At 66.4% G+C, this 15,082-nt stretch carries 13 protein-coding genes; 2 read left to right on the top strand and 11 right to left on the bottom strand.

Translation table 11 applies throughout. The annotated features are described in order from the left end of the window. Window positions 1–53 precede the first annotated feature (53 nt). On the bottom strand, window positions 54–1,085 hold the full coding sequence (locus ACL58G_RS14505; RefSeq protein ID WP_440967496.1) for an HDOD domain-containing protein: 1,032 nt from the start codon (window positions 1,083–1,085) through the stop codon (window positions 54–56). 152 nt (window positions 1,086–1,237) lie between these two features. Here ACL58G_RS14505 and ACL58G_RS14510 point away from each other — a divergent pair, with 152 nt between their 5' ends. Beyond that, on the top strand, window positions 1,238–1,702 hold the full coding sequence (locus ACL58G_RS14510; protein ID WP_413384565.1) for a chemotaxis protein CheW: 465 nt from the start codon (window positions 1,238–1,240) through the stop codon (window positions 1,700–1,702). Here the strand turns inward: ACL58G_RS14510 and ACL58G_RS14515 are convergent. The 8 genes from ACL58G_RS14515 to dapC all read right to left on the bottom strand — a co-directional run bounded on the left by ACL58G_RS14515 (window position 1,699) and on the right by dapC (window position 10,629). Then, window positions 1,699–3,666, bottom strand: a complete 1,968-nt coding sequence (locus ACL58G_RS14515; RefSeq protein ID WP_413384567.1) for an ATP-binding cassette domain-containing protein — start codon at window positions 3,664–3,666, stop codon at window positions 1,699–1,701. The genes ACL58G_RS14510 and ACL58G_RS14515 overlap by 4 nt on opposite strands. Window positions 3,667–3,792: 126 nt before the next feature. Next, complete coding sequence (gene prmB, locus ACL58G_RS14520; protein WP_413337432.1) at window positions 3,793–4,680, bottom strand: 50S ribosomal protein L3 N(5)-glutamine methyltransferase; 888 nt, start codon at window positions 4,678–4,680, stop codon at window positions 3,793–3,795. 15 nt (window positions 4,681–4,695) lie between these two features. After that, entirely contained in the window at window positions 4,696–5,847 is a 1,152-nt protein-coding gene (dapE, locus tag ACL58G_RS14525) for a succinyl-diaminopimelate desuccinylase (RefSeq protein ID WP_413384570.1), read from the bottom strand. Further along, window positions 5,844–6,206, bottom strand: a complete 363-nt coding sequence (locus ACL58G_RS14530) for an ArsC family reductase (protein WP_413384572.1) — start codon at window positions 6,204–6,206, stop codon at window positions 5,844–5,846. Before ACL58G_RS14530 ends, dapE begins: the two co-directional genes overlap by 4 nt. A gap of 313 nt (window positions 6,207–6,519) precedes the next feature. Further along, entirely contained in the window at window positions 6,520–7,200 is a 681-nt protein-coding gene (locus ACL58G_RS14535) for a hypothetical protein (RefSeq protein WP_440967499.1), read from the bottom strand. A gap of 1 nt (window position 7,201) precedes the next feature. Beyond that, entirely contained in the window at window positions 7,202–8,344 is a 1,143-nt protein-coding gene (locus ACL58G_RS14540) for a PilT/PilU family type 4a pilus ATPase (RefSeq protein WP_440967500.1), read from the bottom strand. Between the two features lie 199 nt (window positions 8,345–8,543). Next, the gene (gene dapD / locus ACL58G_RS14545; RefSeq protein WP_440967502.1) at window positions 8,544–9,383 is read right to left on the bottom strand and encodes a 2,3,4,5-tetrahydropyridine-2,6-dicarboxylate N-succinyltransferase; all 840 of its coding nucleotides are present in this window, start codon (window positions 9,381–9,383) and stop codon (window positions 8,544–8,546) included. A gap of 25 nt (window positions 9,384–9,408) precedes the next feature. Continuing rightward, window positions 9,409–10,629 (bottom strand): succinyldiaminopimelate transaminase, encoded by a 1,221-nt coding sequence (gene dapC, locus ACL58G_RS14550; RefSeq protein ID WP_413384580.1) that lies wholly within the window; start codon window positions 10,627–10,629, stop codon window positions 9,409–9,411. Window positions 10,630–10,737: 108 nt separating this feature from the next. Between dapC and ACL58G_RS14555 the strand changes: the two genes are divergently transcribed. Further along, entirely contained in the window at window positions 10,738–11,508 is a 771-nt protein-coding gene (locus tag ACL58G_RS14555; RefSeq protein ID WP_413384582.1) for a YoaK family protein, read from the top strand. Between the two features lie 166 nt (window positions 11,509–11,674). On the opposite strand, the gene ACL58G_RS14560 is transcribed toward ACL58G_RS14555, so the two are convergent. Both ACL58G_RS14560 and ACL58G_RS14565 read right to left on the bottom strand, forming a co-directional pair. Then, window positions 11,675–13,885, bottom strand: coding sequence for a glycoside hydrolase family 31 protein (locus tag ACL58G_RS14560; protein WP_440967504.1), 2,211 nt, complete (start codon window positions 13,883–13,885; stop codon window positions 11,675–11,677). 103 nt (window positions 13,886–13,988) lie between these two features. Then, window positions 13,989–15,002, bottom strand: a complete 1,014-nt coding sequence (locus ACL58G_RS14565) for an AraC family transcriptional regulator (RefSeq protein ID WP_440967506.1) — start codon at window positions 15,000–15,002, stop codon at window positions 13,989–13,991. Window positions 15,003–15,082 lie beyond the last annotated feature (80 nt).

A 15,082-nucleotide genomic window follows, 5' to 3' on the forward strand; every position in this document is an offset into this window, starting at 1 on the left:
CGCGGCCGTCAAGCGACCGTGGTTGCTTTCAGCACCCCGTGCCCACGCGGACGTCAAGCGACCGTGGTTGCTTTCAGCACCGCATGGCACTCCGCCGCTTCGGGCGGGAGTCCCGCAAACAGGGCTTCATCCGCCTCGTCGACAAGTCCCTGCTCGACGAGCATCCGCACCTTCCCAAGATAATCCGCCAGCTTGAGCAAACGCCCCAGCGGCGACATGATCACGCCGCGCCGCAAATCGCCCTGTTCCAGCAGCGCGGTACTGACCGTCTCCGGAAAATTCCACTCGCGCGCGATGCTTGCGCACAGGCGGCGCGTGGCGCGGGCCAGCTGGGCGAGAAACACGTCGGAGCCGAGGCGCTCGCCGTCCTTCGCCTCCTGGTCCATGATGCGCAGGCTGACGATCAGCCCCACGTTCTGCAGCAGCCCGGCGAGGAAGGCGTCGAACGGTTCGACGCCGGCGCCGGCCATCTGGCGCGCGGCGATTGCGCAGCGCTCCGAATGCGCCCACAGGTGCGGCGCCAGGCGGCGTGTATAGAATCCCGAACGCACGTCGATGATGGGCCGGAACGCGACCGTCGTGATCAGCTGGCGCAAGCCCTCCTGGCCGATCAGGATCACTGCCTGTTCGACGCTCGTGATCGACTGGCCCGTTCCCCGGTAGCAGCTGTTGGCGAGACGGACGACGGCCGCCACCAGCACGGGATCCGTTGCGATCGTGCGCGACAGCGCGCTGCCGGAAAACGTCTCGCTGCGCAGGCTTTGCAGCAGTTGCGGGACCAGCCCCGGCATGCGCCGGACGAGCGCGGCGCCGGACTGCTGCGACGCGACGATCGTCGCCAGCGCCTCCAGCACGCGCGTCTCGGCGTCGGAGAGCTCCAGTCCACCGTCCGCGCGGTCGAACAGCCAGGCGTGCCAGGCGCCGTTGATCCGTTCCAGCTGCTCGAAGGAGACGGGTGCCGTGCCCGGTTGCGGCGCGGGTGACGCGGGCGCGGGAGCAGGGGCGGGAACAGGCTCGACGGCCGGCTGCGGCTGCGGTTGCGCCACGGACGGGCTGGAAAACAGGCTTTGCAGCCACCGGAACATCGTCATCCCCTTTAGGTCAATTCCGAACATTGTACGGACGTAAGCGCCGAGCGCAAGGTAGGAAATGTCTCATTGATTGTTGACTGCACTCAACAATTTCCAATCGTCATCGCTTTAGCATGGCGATCTTGAGGAAAGGATCCGCCATGCACATGACTACGACGACCACCACCCAATTCTTGAGTTTTACCCTCGGCGGCCTCGAGTACGGGCTCGACGTCGCCAAGGTGCAGGAACTCCGGGTACTCAAGGCACTCGAGCGCTTTACATCGGACGGCGAGATCGTCGGCGGCGTGGCCGTCTCGCGCGGCGTGATCATGCCGCTCGTCGACATGCGCGCCGCCTGCGGCACGTCGCCGGACGCGCCCGATCCGATGACGGACGTGATCATCCTCAGGCTGTCGACCTGCACGATGGGGATGGTGGTGGATGGCGTGACGGGCGTCGTCTCGCTGGCGCCCGAGCAGGTGTCGCCGGTGCCCGGTGCGGACCAGGCGCAGGTCGACTACCTGATCGGGCTGGGGCAGATGGGGGCGCGGCGGTTGATTCTGGTCGATATCGACCGGCTGATGTCGGTGCGCCGTCCGCAGAAGGACGGCGCGCGCCAGGTTGCCTAGGCTACCAAGCTTTCCAGCTGCTCCTGCAACTCCAGCCACTCGTTCTCGAGATTGCCCAGGTCGCGCGTCAGGAACGCCTGGTCGGCCACGAGATTCTTCAGCTCTTCCTTCTTGTCCGCCTCGTAGATGCCCGGCTCCAGCAGCCGGGCGTCGACCTCGGCCTTTTTCGCGTTCAGCTTGGCCATCTGCTCTTCCAGCCGCTTGATGCGGTTTTCGATGGGCTTCTTCAGCGCGGCCAGGCGCTGGCGTTCTTCCGCTTCCAGGCGCTTCTGTTCCTTGCGGTCGACGGCGGGCGCGGGTGCGGCCGGCGTCGATGACGGCAGCGGCGCGCCCGTGCCGGCATCGCCCTTCAGCTTGGTCTGGAACAGCCAGTCCTTGTAGTCGTCCAGGTCGCCGTCGAACGGTTGCAGGCGGCCGTCGGCCACGATGATGAACTGGTCGGTCGTCGCGCGCAGCAGGTGGCGGTCGTGCGAGACGACGACCAGGGTGCCTTCGAACTGCGCCAGCGCGAGGGTGAGCGCCTCGCGCGTTTCCAGGTCCAGGTGGTTGGTCGGCTCGTCCAGCAGCAGCAGGTTCGGGCGCTGCCACACGATCAGCGCCAGCGCCAGGCGCGCCTTCTCGCCGCCGGAGAACGGCTTGATGGAACTCGTCACCATATCGCCCGGGAAGTTGAAGCCGCCGAGGAAGTTGCGCAGCTCCTGCTCGCGCGTGGTCGGCGCGATCTTTTGCAGGTGCCACAGCGGCGATTCGTCGTGGCGCAGCATCTCGACCTGGTGCTGGGCGAAGTAGCCGATCACGAGGCCCTTGCCGAGGGTCGCCTTGCCCGCGAGCGGCGCGAGGTCGTTCGCGATCGTCTTGATCAGGGTGGATTTGCCGGCGCCGTTCACGCCGAGGAGGCCGATGCGCTGGCCCGTCTGCAGCGAGAAGTTCACCTTGTGGACGATGGTCTTGCCGCCGACCTTGTCGCCATGCGCGTCGAGCAACGGGTAGCCGGCGTCGACGTCTTCCATCACGAGCAGCGGATTCGGCGCCGAGACCGGGTCGCGGAATTCGAACGAGAACTCGGCCGCCGCGCGCAGCGGCGCCAGCTCTTCCATCTTCGCCAGCGCCTTCATGCGGCTCTGCGCCTGGCGGGCCTTGGTGGCCTTGGCCTTGAAGCGGTCGACGAACGATTGCAGGTGGGCGCGCGTGCGCTGCTGCTTTTCGTACGCGGCGGCCGCCAGCACGAGGTGCGCGGCGCGCTGGCGCTCGAACGCCGAGTAGTTGCCCGAGTAGCGCTTCAGCTTGCGCTCGTCGATGTGTACGACCACGTTCACGATCTCGTCGAGGAAGTCGCGGTCGTGCGAGATGATGATCAGGGTGCCGGGATAGCGCTTGAGCCAGTCCTCGAGCCAGATGATGGCGTCCAGGTCCAGGTGGTTGGTCGGCTCGTCCAGCAGCAGCAGATCCGATTGGCACATCAGCGCCTGCGCCAGGTTCAGGCGCATGCGCCAGCCGCCGGAGAAGCTGGCGACCGGTTGGCGCATCTGGTCCAGCGAGAAGCCCAGGCCCAGCAGCAGCTGCTCGGCACGGGACTGCACCGTGTACGCGTCGGCGTCGGCCAGCCCCGAGTGGACGTGGCCGATGGCGATGCCGTTCTCCGTCGTGTGGGGCAGGGCTTCCAGGCGGTCCAGCTCGGCCTGCAGGGTGCGCAGGTGGGCGTCGCCGTCGATGGCGTACTCGATGGCGGGACGGTCCAGCGCCGGGGTCTCCTGCGCGACATAGGCCATGCGCCAGCGCGCGGGGAAGTCGATCGCGCCCTGGTCCGGGTGCAGCTCGTTGCGCAGCATCGCGAACAGGCTGGATTTGCCGGCGCCGTTCGCGCCGATCAGGCCGATCTTGTCGCCGGGATTGAGGGTGAGGTCGGCGTCTTCCAGCAGCGGTTTCGTGCCGCGCATCAGGCTGACGTTGGAGAATCGGATCATGGGGGGGAACTGAGTTATCTTGACCAACGTCGCCCCTGCGAAGGCAGGGGCCCAAGTTCGTGGCAGATCACGCAAGCTTGGGTTCCCGCCTGCGCGGGAACGACGGTTTTAGGGCTGTCTTGGGAATTACTTCGCCAACTGCTCCGCCGTCAGCAGAAAGACGGCATCATCGCCCTGGCTCGTGGTCAGCCACGTGAGGCCCAGGTGTCCGAACGCCGCTTCCGCATACTCGCGCTCGTTGCCGATCTCGACGATCAGCACACCCTCGGGCGTCAGGCGCTCGGCCGCGCCGTCGACGATCTTGCGCACGAGGTCCATGCCGTCCTCGCCGCCGGCCAATGCGATCTGCGGCTCGCGCAGGTATTCCGGCGGCAGCTTGCCCATCGAATCGCTGTTCACGTACGGCGGGTTCGTCACGATCAGGTCGTATTTCTTGAACGGCACGTGCTGGTACAGGTCGGACTCGATCGGGTTCACGCGGCCTTCCAGCTTGTAGTCGCGGATGTTGCGCTCGGCCACGGCCAGCGCGTCCTTCGAGATGTCGACGGCATCGACGACGGCGTTCTGGAACGCGTCCGCCAGCATGATCGCCAGGCAGCCGGAGCCGGTGCACAGTTCGAGCACGTTTTCGACGCCGTCCGGATCCGCCACCCACGGGCTGAAGAAATTCGGGATCAGCTCGGCGATGAACGAGCGCGGCACGAGCACGCGTTCGTCGACGTAGAAGTTGTAGCTGCCCAGCCACGCCTCATTCGTGATGTAGGCGGCCGGCACGCGCTCGTTGACGCGGCGCTCGATGACGGCCATCACCTGCAGGATTTCTTCCGGCAGCAGGCGGGCGTCGAGGAAGGGCTCGAGCTTGTCCAGCGGCAGTTTCAGGGTGTGCAGGATCAGGTAGGCGGCCTCGTCGAACGCTTCGGCGCTGCCGTGGCCGAAGAACAGCTTGGCGCCGTTGAAGCGGGTCACGGCGTAGCGCAGCAGGTCGCGGGGCGTGCAGAAATGGGTCGTGGTCATGGCCAGGTCTCGTCGTTATGCCGCGGACGGCGGGATGGTGAGCAATCGCTCCAGCGTGCGCCGGTAGATGTTCTTGAGCGGATCGATGTACCGCACTTCGATGTGCTCGTCGATCTTGTGGATGCTGTCGTTGGGTGGCCCGAATTCTATCACCTGGGGGCAGATGCGGGCGATGAAGCGGCCGTCCGACGTCCCGCCCGTGGTCGAGAGTTCCGTCGTCACGCCCAGTTCCTGCTTGATCGAGCCGCAGATCGCGTCCGACAAGGTGCCCTTCGGCGTGAGGAACGGCTGGCCGGACAGCGTCCATTTCAGGTCGTAGTCGAGGCCGTGGCGGTCGAGGATCGCGTGCACGCGCGCCTGCAGGCTCTCGGCCGTGCTGGCCGTGGAAAAGCGGAAATTGAAGTCGACCTTCAGCTCGCCCGGGATCACGTTCGTGGCGCCGGTGCCGGCCGCGATATTGGACACCTGCCAGCTCGTCGGCGGAAAGTATTCGTTGCCTTCATCCCATTTCTCTGCAGCGAGCTCGGCCAGCGCCGGCGCCGCCTGGTGGATCGGGTTGCGCGCCAGGTGCGGGTAGGCGATGTGGCCTTGCACGCCCTTGACGACGAGGCAGCCGGACAGCGAGCCGCGGCGGCCGTTCTTGATCATGTCGCCCAGCACGTGGCTGGACGTGGGCTCGCCCACGAGGCAGTAGTCGATCGTCTCGCCCCGTTCTTCCAGCAGGTCGCAGACGATGACGGTGCCATCAAGGGCCGGGCCTTCCTCGTCGGACGTGAGCAGGAACGCGATCGAGCCGATATGGTCCGGGTGCGCGGCCACGAATTCCTCGACGGCGACGACCATGGCGGCGATCGACGTCTTCATGTCCGACGCACCGCGGCCGTACAGCTTGCCGTCGCGCCGCGTCGGCACGAACGGCTGCGACGCCCACTGGCTGGCGGGACCGGTCGGCACGACGTCCGTGTGACCGGCGAACACGAACACGGGCGCCGCGTCGCCGCGGCGCGCCCACAGGTTCGTCACGCCGTTCGACTCGATCGTCTCGCAGCGGAAGCCGAGCGGCGCGAGCAGCGCTTGCAGCTTCTGCTGGCAGCCCTTGTCCTGCGGCGTGACGGAATCGAGCGCGATCAGCTCCTCCGTCAGGAGTTGGGTGCGCGACGGCTTCATGCCGGCCAGTCCCCGAACAGGTCTTCGTACTGGGCGGCCGAAAAGCCGACGGACACGCGGCCGCCGCCTTCGAGAACCGGACGCTTGATGACGGACGGATTTTCCAGCATCAGGTCGAGGGCGCTGGCCTTGTCGACGACCTGCGCGCGGCGCTCGTCGGTCAGCTTGCGCCACGTGGTGCCCTTGCGGTTGACGAGCGTTTCCCAATCGATCTGCTCGAGCCAGCGCGCAACGGTGGCGCGGTCCAGGCCTTGCTTCTTGAAGTCGTGGAACTCGAATTCCTGGCCGTTGTCGGCGAGCCAGGTGCGGGCTTTCTTGACGGTGTCGCAGTTGGGAATACCGTAGAGGGTCTTCTTCATGGCGGTGGGTATTGCTGTTCGGGAAGGCGCGAAGGATAGCACAGGCCGGCTATCCCACCGATAGTTTACCAATGGCGAAGGGAGGGCGGCGTCATGTACGTCGATTAGACAAGGATTTAACATTTCCGTAAATTAACAACGTGAGTACATACCGGGCGATCCCATGCGTATCCTGGTCGCTTCCGCCTGTTTCCTGACGTTGCTGGCCGGCTGCGGAGGCCGTCGTGTGGAACGGGACCATGGCCTGCGGCGCCCGCAACGACAGCGGCCCGAACGCGCGCGTGAGCGGAATGACGGTAATGTCGAGGCCGGCTTACTTCTGCGGCTTGAAGGCGTGGCTGTTGTCGAATCCAAACTGCTGTTCGTCATACATCCGCTTCATCTTGCGCACCAGATGCGTTTGCAGGACGGGCGGCAGCTTGAAGTAGGACGCGCTGGCGGTGGTCGACCGTTGCAGGTCGAGGTTGCCCGTGATGGCCCGGATGGCGACTTTGGCGCCACGGTGAAAAGCGATCATCTTCAGCCGGCCTTCATAGGGGGCGCTCAGCATCTTGCCGTTGTCGCTGGCGTAGAAGCGGTAGACCAGGATCGGATCGACCAGGCCATCGCCGTCGATGTCGTCCAACTCGGTCAGCCTGGTCCACCATTGCACACCGGCCGTCCCCGCCAGTGCGCTATCGCTGACCGTGCCCATGGCCGCCAGGGTCGGCCCAGCGTTTATCTTGAACAAATACGCGCCGATTTTGCTCGACAAGGTGTCGTCACCGTAGCGACGGTCGCCGCTTTCGGTCAGGTACACCACGTAGTCGCCGCTCTTGTCGCGATAGCAGAAGTGGGCGAACACCGGCAAGGCCACCCTGGCGGCCTCGAGGGTATCGCGCTGCAGCAGGACGTCATCGCCGACGCAGCGCGAACCGGGCGCGGCAAGCGCATTCGAGGACGACAATACGAGAAGGCCGCACAGGAGTGCGGTCGACAGGGGACGGTCGGTCAAGTCAGCGATCCAGCGTGAATTCCGTGAACGACGGCCCATCCGGCTCGGCCGGCTTGGGCGCTTCCTCTTCCTTCGGCTTGCTGTCCGGCCCGTTATTGATCAGCCAGAGCAGATTGGTGGCCGAGTCGGCGTTGGCCAGCGCCTCCTCTTGCGTGATCAAATCGGCCTGCACGAGTTCCAGCAGCGCCTTTTCGAACGATTGCGACCCCGGCGACAGGCTCTTGTCCATCGCTTCCTTGATCTGGCCGATCTCGCCTTTTTCGATCAGGTCCGCGACGTAGCGCGTGTTGACCATGATCTCCACGGCCGCCGCCCGCCGCCCGCCGGCTTTCGCGCGCACGAGGCGCTGCGACACGATCGCCTTCACGGCGGACGACAGGTCCTGCAATAGCGCGGGGCGGTTCTCGATCGGGTAGAAACTGATGATGCGGTTCAACGCGTTGTAGCTGTTGTTCGCGTGTAGCGTGGCCAGCACGAGGTGGCCGGACTGGGCGTAGGCGAGGGCGGCGGCCATCGTGTCCTTGTCGCGGATCTCGCCGATCAGGATGCAGTCCGGCGCCTGGCGCATCGAATTGCGCAGGGCGACGTCGAAGCTCTTCGCGTCGCTGCCGATCTCGCGCTGGTTGACGATCGATTTCTTGTTCTTGAACAGGTATTCGATCGGGTCTTCCAGCGTGAGGATGTGGCCGTGGCGCTGCTCATTGCGGTGGTCGAGCATGGAGGCGATCGTCGTCGACTTGCCGGAGCCCGTGGCGCCGACGATCAGCAGCAGGCCGCGCTTTTCCATGATCAGTTCCGACAGCACGGACGGCAGGCCCAGCTCGGCGAGCGGCGGGATCGTGGCGGGAACGAAACGGAACACGGCGGAGATGCTGCCGCGCTGGCGGAACGCGGAGAGGCGGAAGCGGCCCAGGTTCGGGACCGAGATCCCCATGTTGAGCTCGTTGTCGCGGTCCAGCTCGTCCATCTGCTCGGGGGAGGCGATTTCCGACAGCAGCACGCGGATGTTGTCCGGCTCGAGCTTGTTCTGGTTGATCGGGATGAGGTTCCCGTTGATCTTGATGTGGACTGGGGAATTGACCGCGAAGAACATGTCGGACGCGTTCTTTTCCTTCATCAACTGGAACAGGCGTTCCATCATCATGGTGGTCTCTCCCTTGCTTCGCGGTAATTTTTCGCGTTTACGGGATTCTAACCTGATGGCGCGGTGGCGCAAATGCAATGGTGGGCTCGGGGAGCCCACACTACAACTGCCCGGCGTGGGGTGGGCTCCCCGTGCCCACCAACTACGATTCGACGCTGCCGTAGGGTGGGCACCCCGTGCCCACGCGAGCGCGCCGGGCTTACACGCCGCGCAGCAGCTCGTTGATACCCGTCTTCGCACGGGTCTTCGCATCCACCTGCTTGACGATCACCGCGCAGTACAGGCTGTACTTGCCGTCGCTAGAGGGCAGGCTGCCCGACACGACGACCGAACCGGCCGGGATGCGGCCGTACGACACTTCACCGGTCTCGCGGTTGTAGATCTTGGTCGACTGGCCGATGTACACGCCCATCGAGATCACCGAGTTCTCTTCGACGATCACGCCTTCCACGATTTCCGAACGGGCGCCGATGAAGCAGTTGTCTTCGATGATGGTCGGGTTGGCCTGCATCGGTTCCAGCACGCCGCCGATGCCCACGCCGCCCGACAGGTGGACGTTCTTGCCGATCTGGGCGCAGGAGCCGACGGTGGCCCACGTGTCGACCATCGCGCCTTCGTCGACGTAGGCGCCGATGTTCACGTACGACGGCATCAGCACGACGTTCTTGCCGATGAACGCGCCGCGGCGCGCGACGGCCGGTGGGACGACGCGGAAGCCGCCCTTGGCGAAGTCGTCGGCCGAGTAGTTCGCGAACTTGGTCGGCACCTTGTCGTAGAACTGCAGGCTGCCGCCGAGGCCCGCCGCCGAGCCCATTGGGGTGTTGTTCTCGAGGCGGAACGACAGCAGGACGGCTTTCTTGATCCACTGGTTCACGACCCAGCTGCCGGTGTCCTTCTGGGCGACGCGCAGGCTGCCGTCGTCAAGGCCGGCCAGCACGTGGGCGACGGCGTCGCGCACTTCGGCGCTCGCACTCGTCGGGCTGATGTCTGCGCGCTGTTCCCACGCGGTGTCGATGATGGTCTGGAGTTGTTGGGTCATGATAATGGTCTATACAGGTGGTGTTTCAGGAAGCCTTGAGATCGTTGCAGAACTGGACGATGCGGTTCGCCGCTTCCAGTCCTTCGTCCACTTCGGCGACGAGCGCCATGCGGATGCGGTTGCGGCCCGGATTGCTGCCGTGCGCGTCGCGCGCCAGGTAACTGCCGGGCAAAACCGTCACATTATATTCGGCGTACAGGCCGCGTGCGAACTCCGTGTCCGACAGGCCCGTACGGCGCACGTCGGCCCACAGGTAGAAGCCCGCGTCCGGCAGCTCCACGTCCATCACCTGCTTCAGGAGCGGGGTGATGAGGTTGAACTTTTCCTTGTACAGCGTGCGGTTTTCCTGCACGTGGGCCTCGTCGTTCCACGCGGCGATCGACGCGGCCTGCACCGGCGGCGACATCGCGCCGCCGCAGTAGGTACGGTACAGCAGGAATTTCTTCATCAGTTCCGGATCGCCGGCAACGAAGCCCGAGCGCATGCCCGGCACGTTCGAGCGCTTCGAGAGGCTCGAGAACACGATCAGGTTCGCGTACGGACGCGCGCCGCCGCTGCGGCCCAGCTGGTGCGCCGCTTCCAGCGCGCCCAGCGGCGGCGTGGAACCGAAATAGATCTCGGAATAGCACTCGTCGGCCGCGATCACGAAGCCATGGCGGTCGGCCAGCGCGAACAGCTCGCGCCAGTCGTCCAGCGACAGCACGGCGCCCGTCGGATTGCCCGGGGAGCACAGGTACAGCAGCTGCACACGGGACCATACCTCGTCCGGCACGCTGGAGTAATCGCAGGCGAAGTTGCGGGCCGGCTGGGAATTCACGAAATACGGCTCGGCGCCCGCCAGGTAGGCCGCGCCTTCGTAGATCTGGTAGAACGGATTCGGGCTGACGACGAGCGCGCCCGGCTTGCGCGGATCGATCACGGTCTGCGCGATCGCGAACAGCGCCTCGCGCGAGCCGTTCACCGGCAGCACCATCGTGGCCGCATCCAGCGCCGGAATCCCGTAGCGGCGCTCCAGCCATGCGGCGATCGCGGCGCGCAGCGGCTCGTTGCCGTGCGTCGTCGGATACGTGGCGAGGCCGGCCATCGCATGCGTCAGCGCTTTCTGGATGAACGCGGGCGTCGGATGCTTGGGCTCGCCGATGCCGAGGCTGATGGCGTTGTAGTCGGGATTCGGCGTGACGCCGGCGAACAGCTGGCGCAGCTTTTCGAACGGGTACGGGTGCAGGCGGTCGAGATGTGGATTCACGGCGATGTGTTTTCCTGGCGATATTCGAGGTGAGAAGGGCAATTATAGCCACGTGAACCCGGGTGCGTTAGTATTGACGTAAGGAATCCCAATCGGACCCATTCAATCATGCAGCGCTCCGTCGACTATGTCCGCACCCTGACCGCCCAGGCGCGCAGCGCCCGGGCCAACCGCCACCTCGGCTATGCACTGGCCGGCGTGGCCGGGGCCGTGAACGCCGGCGGCTTCCTCGCCGTGCAACAGTACACGTCGCACATGACGGGCATCGTGTCGTCGGCCGCCGACAATCTCGCGCTGGGCGCCTTCGACCTCGTGCTCGACGCGCTCGGCGCCATCGTCTCGTTCCTGCTGGGCGCGGCCACCACGGCGATCCTCGTCAACTACGGCCGGCGCCGTGCGCTGGCCAGCGAATACGCGTTGCCGCTGCTGTGCGAAGCCATGCTGCTGCTCGCCTTCGGCGTGCTGGGCGCCCAGTTGTCCAGCGTGCGGGGCCTGTTCGTGCCGGCCACGGTGATGCTGCTGTGCTTTACGATGGGCCTGCAGAACGCGCTCGTGACGAAAATTTCGCATGCGGAGATCCGCACGACGCACATGACGGGCATCGTCACCGACATCGGCATCGAACTCGGCAAGATGATGTACTGGAACGTGGACGATGGCCTGACCAGCCCTCCGCACCCGCGCGTGGCCGCGAACCGCGGGCGCCTCGTCCTGCTGTGCGGCCTGCTGGGGGCCTTCTTCGGCGGCGGCGTCGCGGGCGCGCTCGGCTTCAAGATCTTCGGCTACGTGGTGACGGTGCCGCTGGCGCTGCTGCTGTGCGGCCTCGCCATCGTGCCGGCGCTGGACGACCTGCGCGCCCGGGCGCGCAGGTTCAAGTGACGCCGACGGACCGCATACGTTCGCGTGGGCACAGGGTGCCCACCCTACCGTACGCTCAGCGAGTAGGGTGGGCTCCCCGAGCCCACGCGTTACACCGTACGCTCAGTTGCCGCAGTGCGGCAGCGGCACCGACGCCGCCTTGCCGTCATACACGACCTTGACGATCTCACCGGCCTTGGGACCGCAACGCACCGCGAACGCCTGGCGGGCCGGCATGCCGTCGTAGCGGCCCTGGCGCGGCGCGATGTCGAGGCGTCTCGGCTCCGTCGTTCCACGTCATCCGCACGACCGCATACGCGCCTTTCTCGTAGGCGTAACCGTCGCCGCCGTCGTCGTACAGCTCATAGGCGCCATCCTTGCCCGGATAGACGACGAGGTCCACCGGCGCATCCGACTTCTCGTCCGCGAACTGCTTCACGGGGCCCAGCGGCAGGATGCTGCCGGCGCGGACGTAGAGGGGAATGGTCGCGATGTCGGCCTTCGCCGTCACGACCTGGCCGCCGGCCAGCCGCGCGCCGCTCCAGAAGTCGTACCACGCGTCCTTGCCGGGCAGGTAGACGTCGCGCGCCTGTGCCTTCGCCTGCACGACGGGCGCCACGAGCAGGGCCTTGCCGAACATGTACTGGTCCGGGATGTGCAGCGCGTGCTCGTCCTCGCGGAAGTCGAAGGCGAGGGCGCGCATCATCGTGCCGTCGTTGTGCGTGACGTCCCACGACGCCGAATAGATGTACGGGAGCAGGCGGTAGCGCAGGTCGATGTAGTCGCGCATGATCTTCTGCGTGGCGTCGTCGAACTGCCAGATCTCCTTGCCGTCGCCGGTGCCGTGCACGCGGAACATCGGGTTGAACACGCCGAACTGGAACCAGCGCGTGAACAGTTCCGCGTACGCCGGATCTTTCGGCGAACCGCCGAAGAAGCCGCCGATGTCGGCCGACCAGTACGGGATACCGCTCAGCATGAAATTCAAGCCGGCCGGGATCTGGCGGCGGAACACGTCCCAGTTGCCCATCGTGTCGCCCGACCACGTGATGGCCGCGTTGCGCTGCTGGCCCGCGTAGGCGGAGCGGGTCAGGATGAACGCGCGCTTGCCGGGCTGGTCGCGCTTCATCCCGTCATGCACGGCGGTCGTGTGCAGCAGAGGATAGGCGTTGTAGACGACGCTGCCCGGACCGGCGCCGGTCTGCAGTTCGCGCATCTGCCCCCACCAGCCGCCCAGTTCCGCTTCCGACGCGTCCAGCCACCAGCCGTCGAAGCCGAGCGTGCCGAGGCCGCGCATGACCTGGCGCCAGTACAGGTCGCGGGCGCGCGGGTTGTACGCGTCGTACCAGCGGCCCTTGCCGGCCGGGTAGACGTTCGGATAGGTGGGCGGGTACAGGCCGCCCATCGCGTCCAGCGCCTTCGTGTTGGCGGTATCCGGGTCGAGGCGGGCCCACACGGAGATGATCGTGTGGACGTTCTGGTCATGCAGTTTTTTCACCATCGCGGCCGGAGCGGGGAAGCGCGCCTTGTCGAATTCGTGGCTGCCCCACTGGCCCGGCAGCCAGTACTGCCAGTCCTGGATGACCGCGTCGAGCGGCACCTTCATCTCACGGTATTTCGCCGCGACCGACAGCAGCTCGTCCTGCGTCTTGTAGTGTTCCTTCGACTGCCACAGGCCCCACGTCCAGCGCGGCATCATGGGCGCCGTGCCCGTCAGGCGGCGGTAGCCCTTGATCACGTCGTCCAGTTCCGGGCCGTACATGAAGTGATAATCGACGCCGCCGCCCGCTTCCGAACGGATCAGGATCGGCGGTCCGGACGGGATGTCGACCTCGACGTCCGTGACGGCCGCGTTGTTCCACAGGATGCCGTAGCCCTTGGGCGAGACCAGCATCGGCACGGCGACGTCGCGGTTCGCCTGCTGCAGGCGCACGATGTTGCCGCCGTAGTCGAGCAGGCCATTCTGGTGCTGGCCGAGGCCGTACAGGACCGTGCCATGGTCGTCGTTATAAAAGCGCTGCACGACGCCGCGCGACAGGTCGCGGCCGCCTTCCTTGACGATCTCCTTGCCGTCCGGCGTCTGGAACGAGACGTTGCCGTCCTGGCGTCCCACGCGCACCTTCAGGCCGGCCGTGGACAGCGTCCACGCGTCGGCGGATTCACCGATGTCGAACGCGATCTTCTGCGGCTGCGCGATGACGGCCGGGTTGTAATTGCCCGTGTAGCCCGCGGGGCCGAAGCGGACGTGGACGACGCGCGGCGCCACCGGCTCGATCGTCAGCACGCCCTGGTCCGTGCGCACCTCCATGCCCGTGCCCACGCGCTGCATGGTCGGCGGCGCGGCATGTGCCGCCAGTGCGCACGCGGACAGGCCTCCAATGAATAATGATTTCCACATTTGTATTGACTCTCTGTGTGTAGTCCAGCCCAGCGGCCGGGTCAACCTGCCGTTATAGCAAAACCGCAGCGGGCATCCGTTATGAAAACGCCCACGTCCACATCTATTTTTTACCGGCCGTCCGTTCCCGCCACGCGCCGGGATTCATGCCCGACCATTCGCGGAACGCATGCGTGAACGCGCTCTGTTCCTGGAAGCCGAGCAGGAAGGCGATGTCGACGAGCGACAGCCCGTCCTGGCGCAAGTACGCCATCGCGAGCGCGTAACGGGCAGCATCGAGCACCTGCTGGAACGTCGCGCCGGCGTCGGCCAGCTTGCGCTGCAAGGTGCGCGGGGACAGGTCCAGCGCCGCGGCGATGCCGGCCAGCCGCACGGGTTCGCGGGCGAGCGCGTCGACGATGGCCGCATGGACCTGCGCGACGATCCCGCTGGCCGTTCGTTCCCGTTCGCGCAGCAGGCGTTCGGCGTGCTGCTGCAGTAGCGGGTACATGGTGATGTCCGCGGCGGGCAGCGGCAGCGCGAGGAGGGAGGCGTCGAAGTCGGCGGTGTGCGCGGACGCGCCGAAGTCCGGCATCGTGCCGAGCACGCGCGCGTACTCGGCCGGGTCGGCATCGGGCGGGCGCGCATGCGCGAACGCGAGGGCGCGCGGCGCGAGCGGACGTCCCGCGAGCCACGACCCGAACGTGCGGATGCCCGCGAACACGCTTTCCGCCAGGTGCCGGCTCGCATGCGGATAGCGGCTCGTCCACGTGTAGCGGGCGAGCGCGCCGCGCGGCTCCAGGCGCGAGCGTCCGAGGTCGTGTGCCAGCTGTTCGTAGCGTTGCGTCTGATCCAGCGCCTGGCCGATGTCGCGGCAGGCCAGCAGCACGAGGCCGTACACGCTGTACGTGCCGGGCCGCACGTGCTCGCCCATGTGCAGGCCGAAATGCGGATCGCCCGCGAGGCGGCTGCCCGCGTCCAGCAGGGCGATGTAGTCGGCGGCCGGCAGCGGGTCCGATGCGATGGCGGCGAGACCGGCGCTCGATGCCAGCGCGGCCGCGTCGATACCGCGCGCGGCGGCCGTCTCCAGCAGCGGCTGCAGATAGGCCGCGGTGACCCGGGGCGGCGTGGCTGGCATGTTCGAACAAGCGCTTGGCATGAATCCGCAATACGGTCGTGATGACGCAAGGCAGTATAGCCGCAGGATGAACACTGTGT

It is taken from the genome of Massilia sp. GER05 (genome assembly GCF_052056005.1).
Taxonomy (GTDB): domain Bacteria; phylum Pseudomonadota; class Gammaproteobacteria; order Burkholderiales; family Burkholderiaceae_D; genus Telluria; species Telluria orientalis.

Excerpts from the sequence above, each read along its gene's own strand:
- ACL58G_RS14505 (WP_440967496.1), bottom strand. The coding sequence starts at position 1,085 with ATGTTCCGGTGGCTGCAAAGCCTGTTTTCCAGCCCGTCCGTGGCGCAA.
- ACL58G_RS14510 (WP_413384565.1), top strand. The coding sequence starts at position 1,238 with ATGACTACGACGACCACCACCCAATTCTTGAGTTTTACCCTCGGCGGC.
- ACL58G_RS14515 (WP_413384567.1), bottom strand. The coding sequence starts at position 3,666 with ATGATCCGATTCTCCAACGTCAGCCTGATGCGCGGCACGAAACCGCTG.
- prmB (WP_413337432.1), bottom strand. The coding sequence starts at position 4,680 with ATGACCACGACCCATTTCTGCACGCCCCGCGACCTGCTGCGCTACGCC.
- dapE (WP_413384570.1), bottom strand. The coding sequence starts at position 5,847 with ATGAAGCCGTCGCGCACCCAACTCCTGACGGAGGAGCTGATCGCGCTC.
- ACL58G_RS14530 (WP_413384572.1), bottom strand. The coding sequence starts at position 6,206 with ATGAAGAAGACCCTCTACGGTATTCCCAACTGCGACACCGTCAAGAAA.
- ACL58G_RS14540 (WP_440967500.1), bottom strand. The coding sequence starts at position 8,344 with ATGATGATGGAACGCCTGTTCCAGTTGATGAAGGAAAAGAACGCGTCC.
- dapD (WP_440967502.1), bottom strand. The coding sequence starts at position 9,383 with ATGACCCAACAACTCCAGACCATCATCGACACCGCGTGGGAACAGCGC.
- ACL58G_RS14555 (WP_413384582.1), top strand. The coding sequence starts at position 10,738 with ATGCAGCGCTCCGTCGACTATGTCCGCACCCTGACCGCCCAGGCGCGC.
- ACL58G_RS14560 (WP_440967504.1), bottom strand. The coding sequence starts at position 13,885 with ATGTGGAAATCATTATTCATTGGAGGCCTGTCCGCGTGCGCACTGGCG.
- ACL58G_RS14565 (WP_440967506.1), bottom strand. The coding sequence starts at position 15,002 with ATGCCAGCCACGCCGCCCCGGGTCACCGCGGCCTATCTGCAGCCGCTG.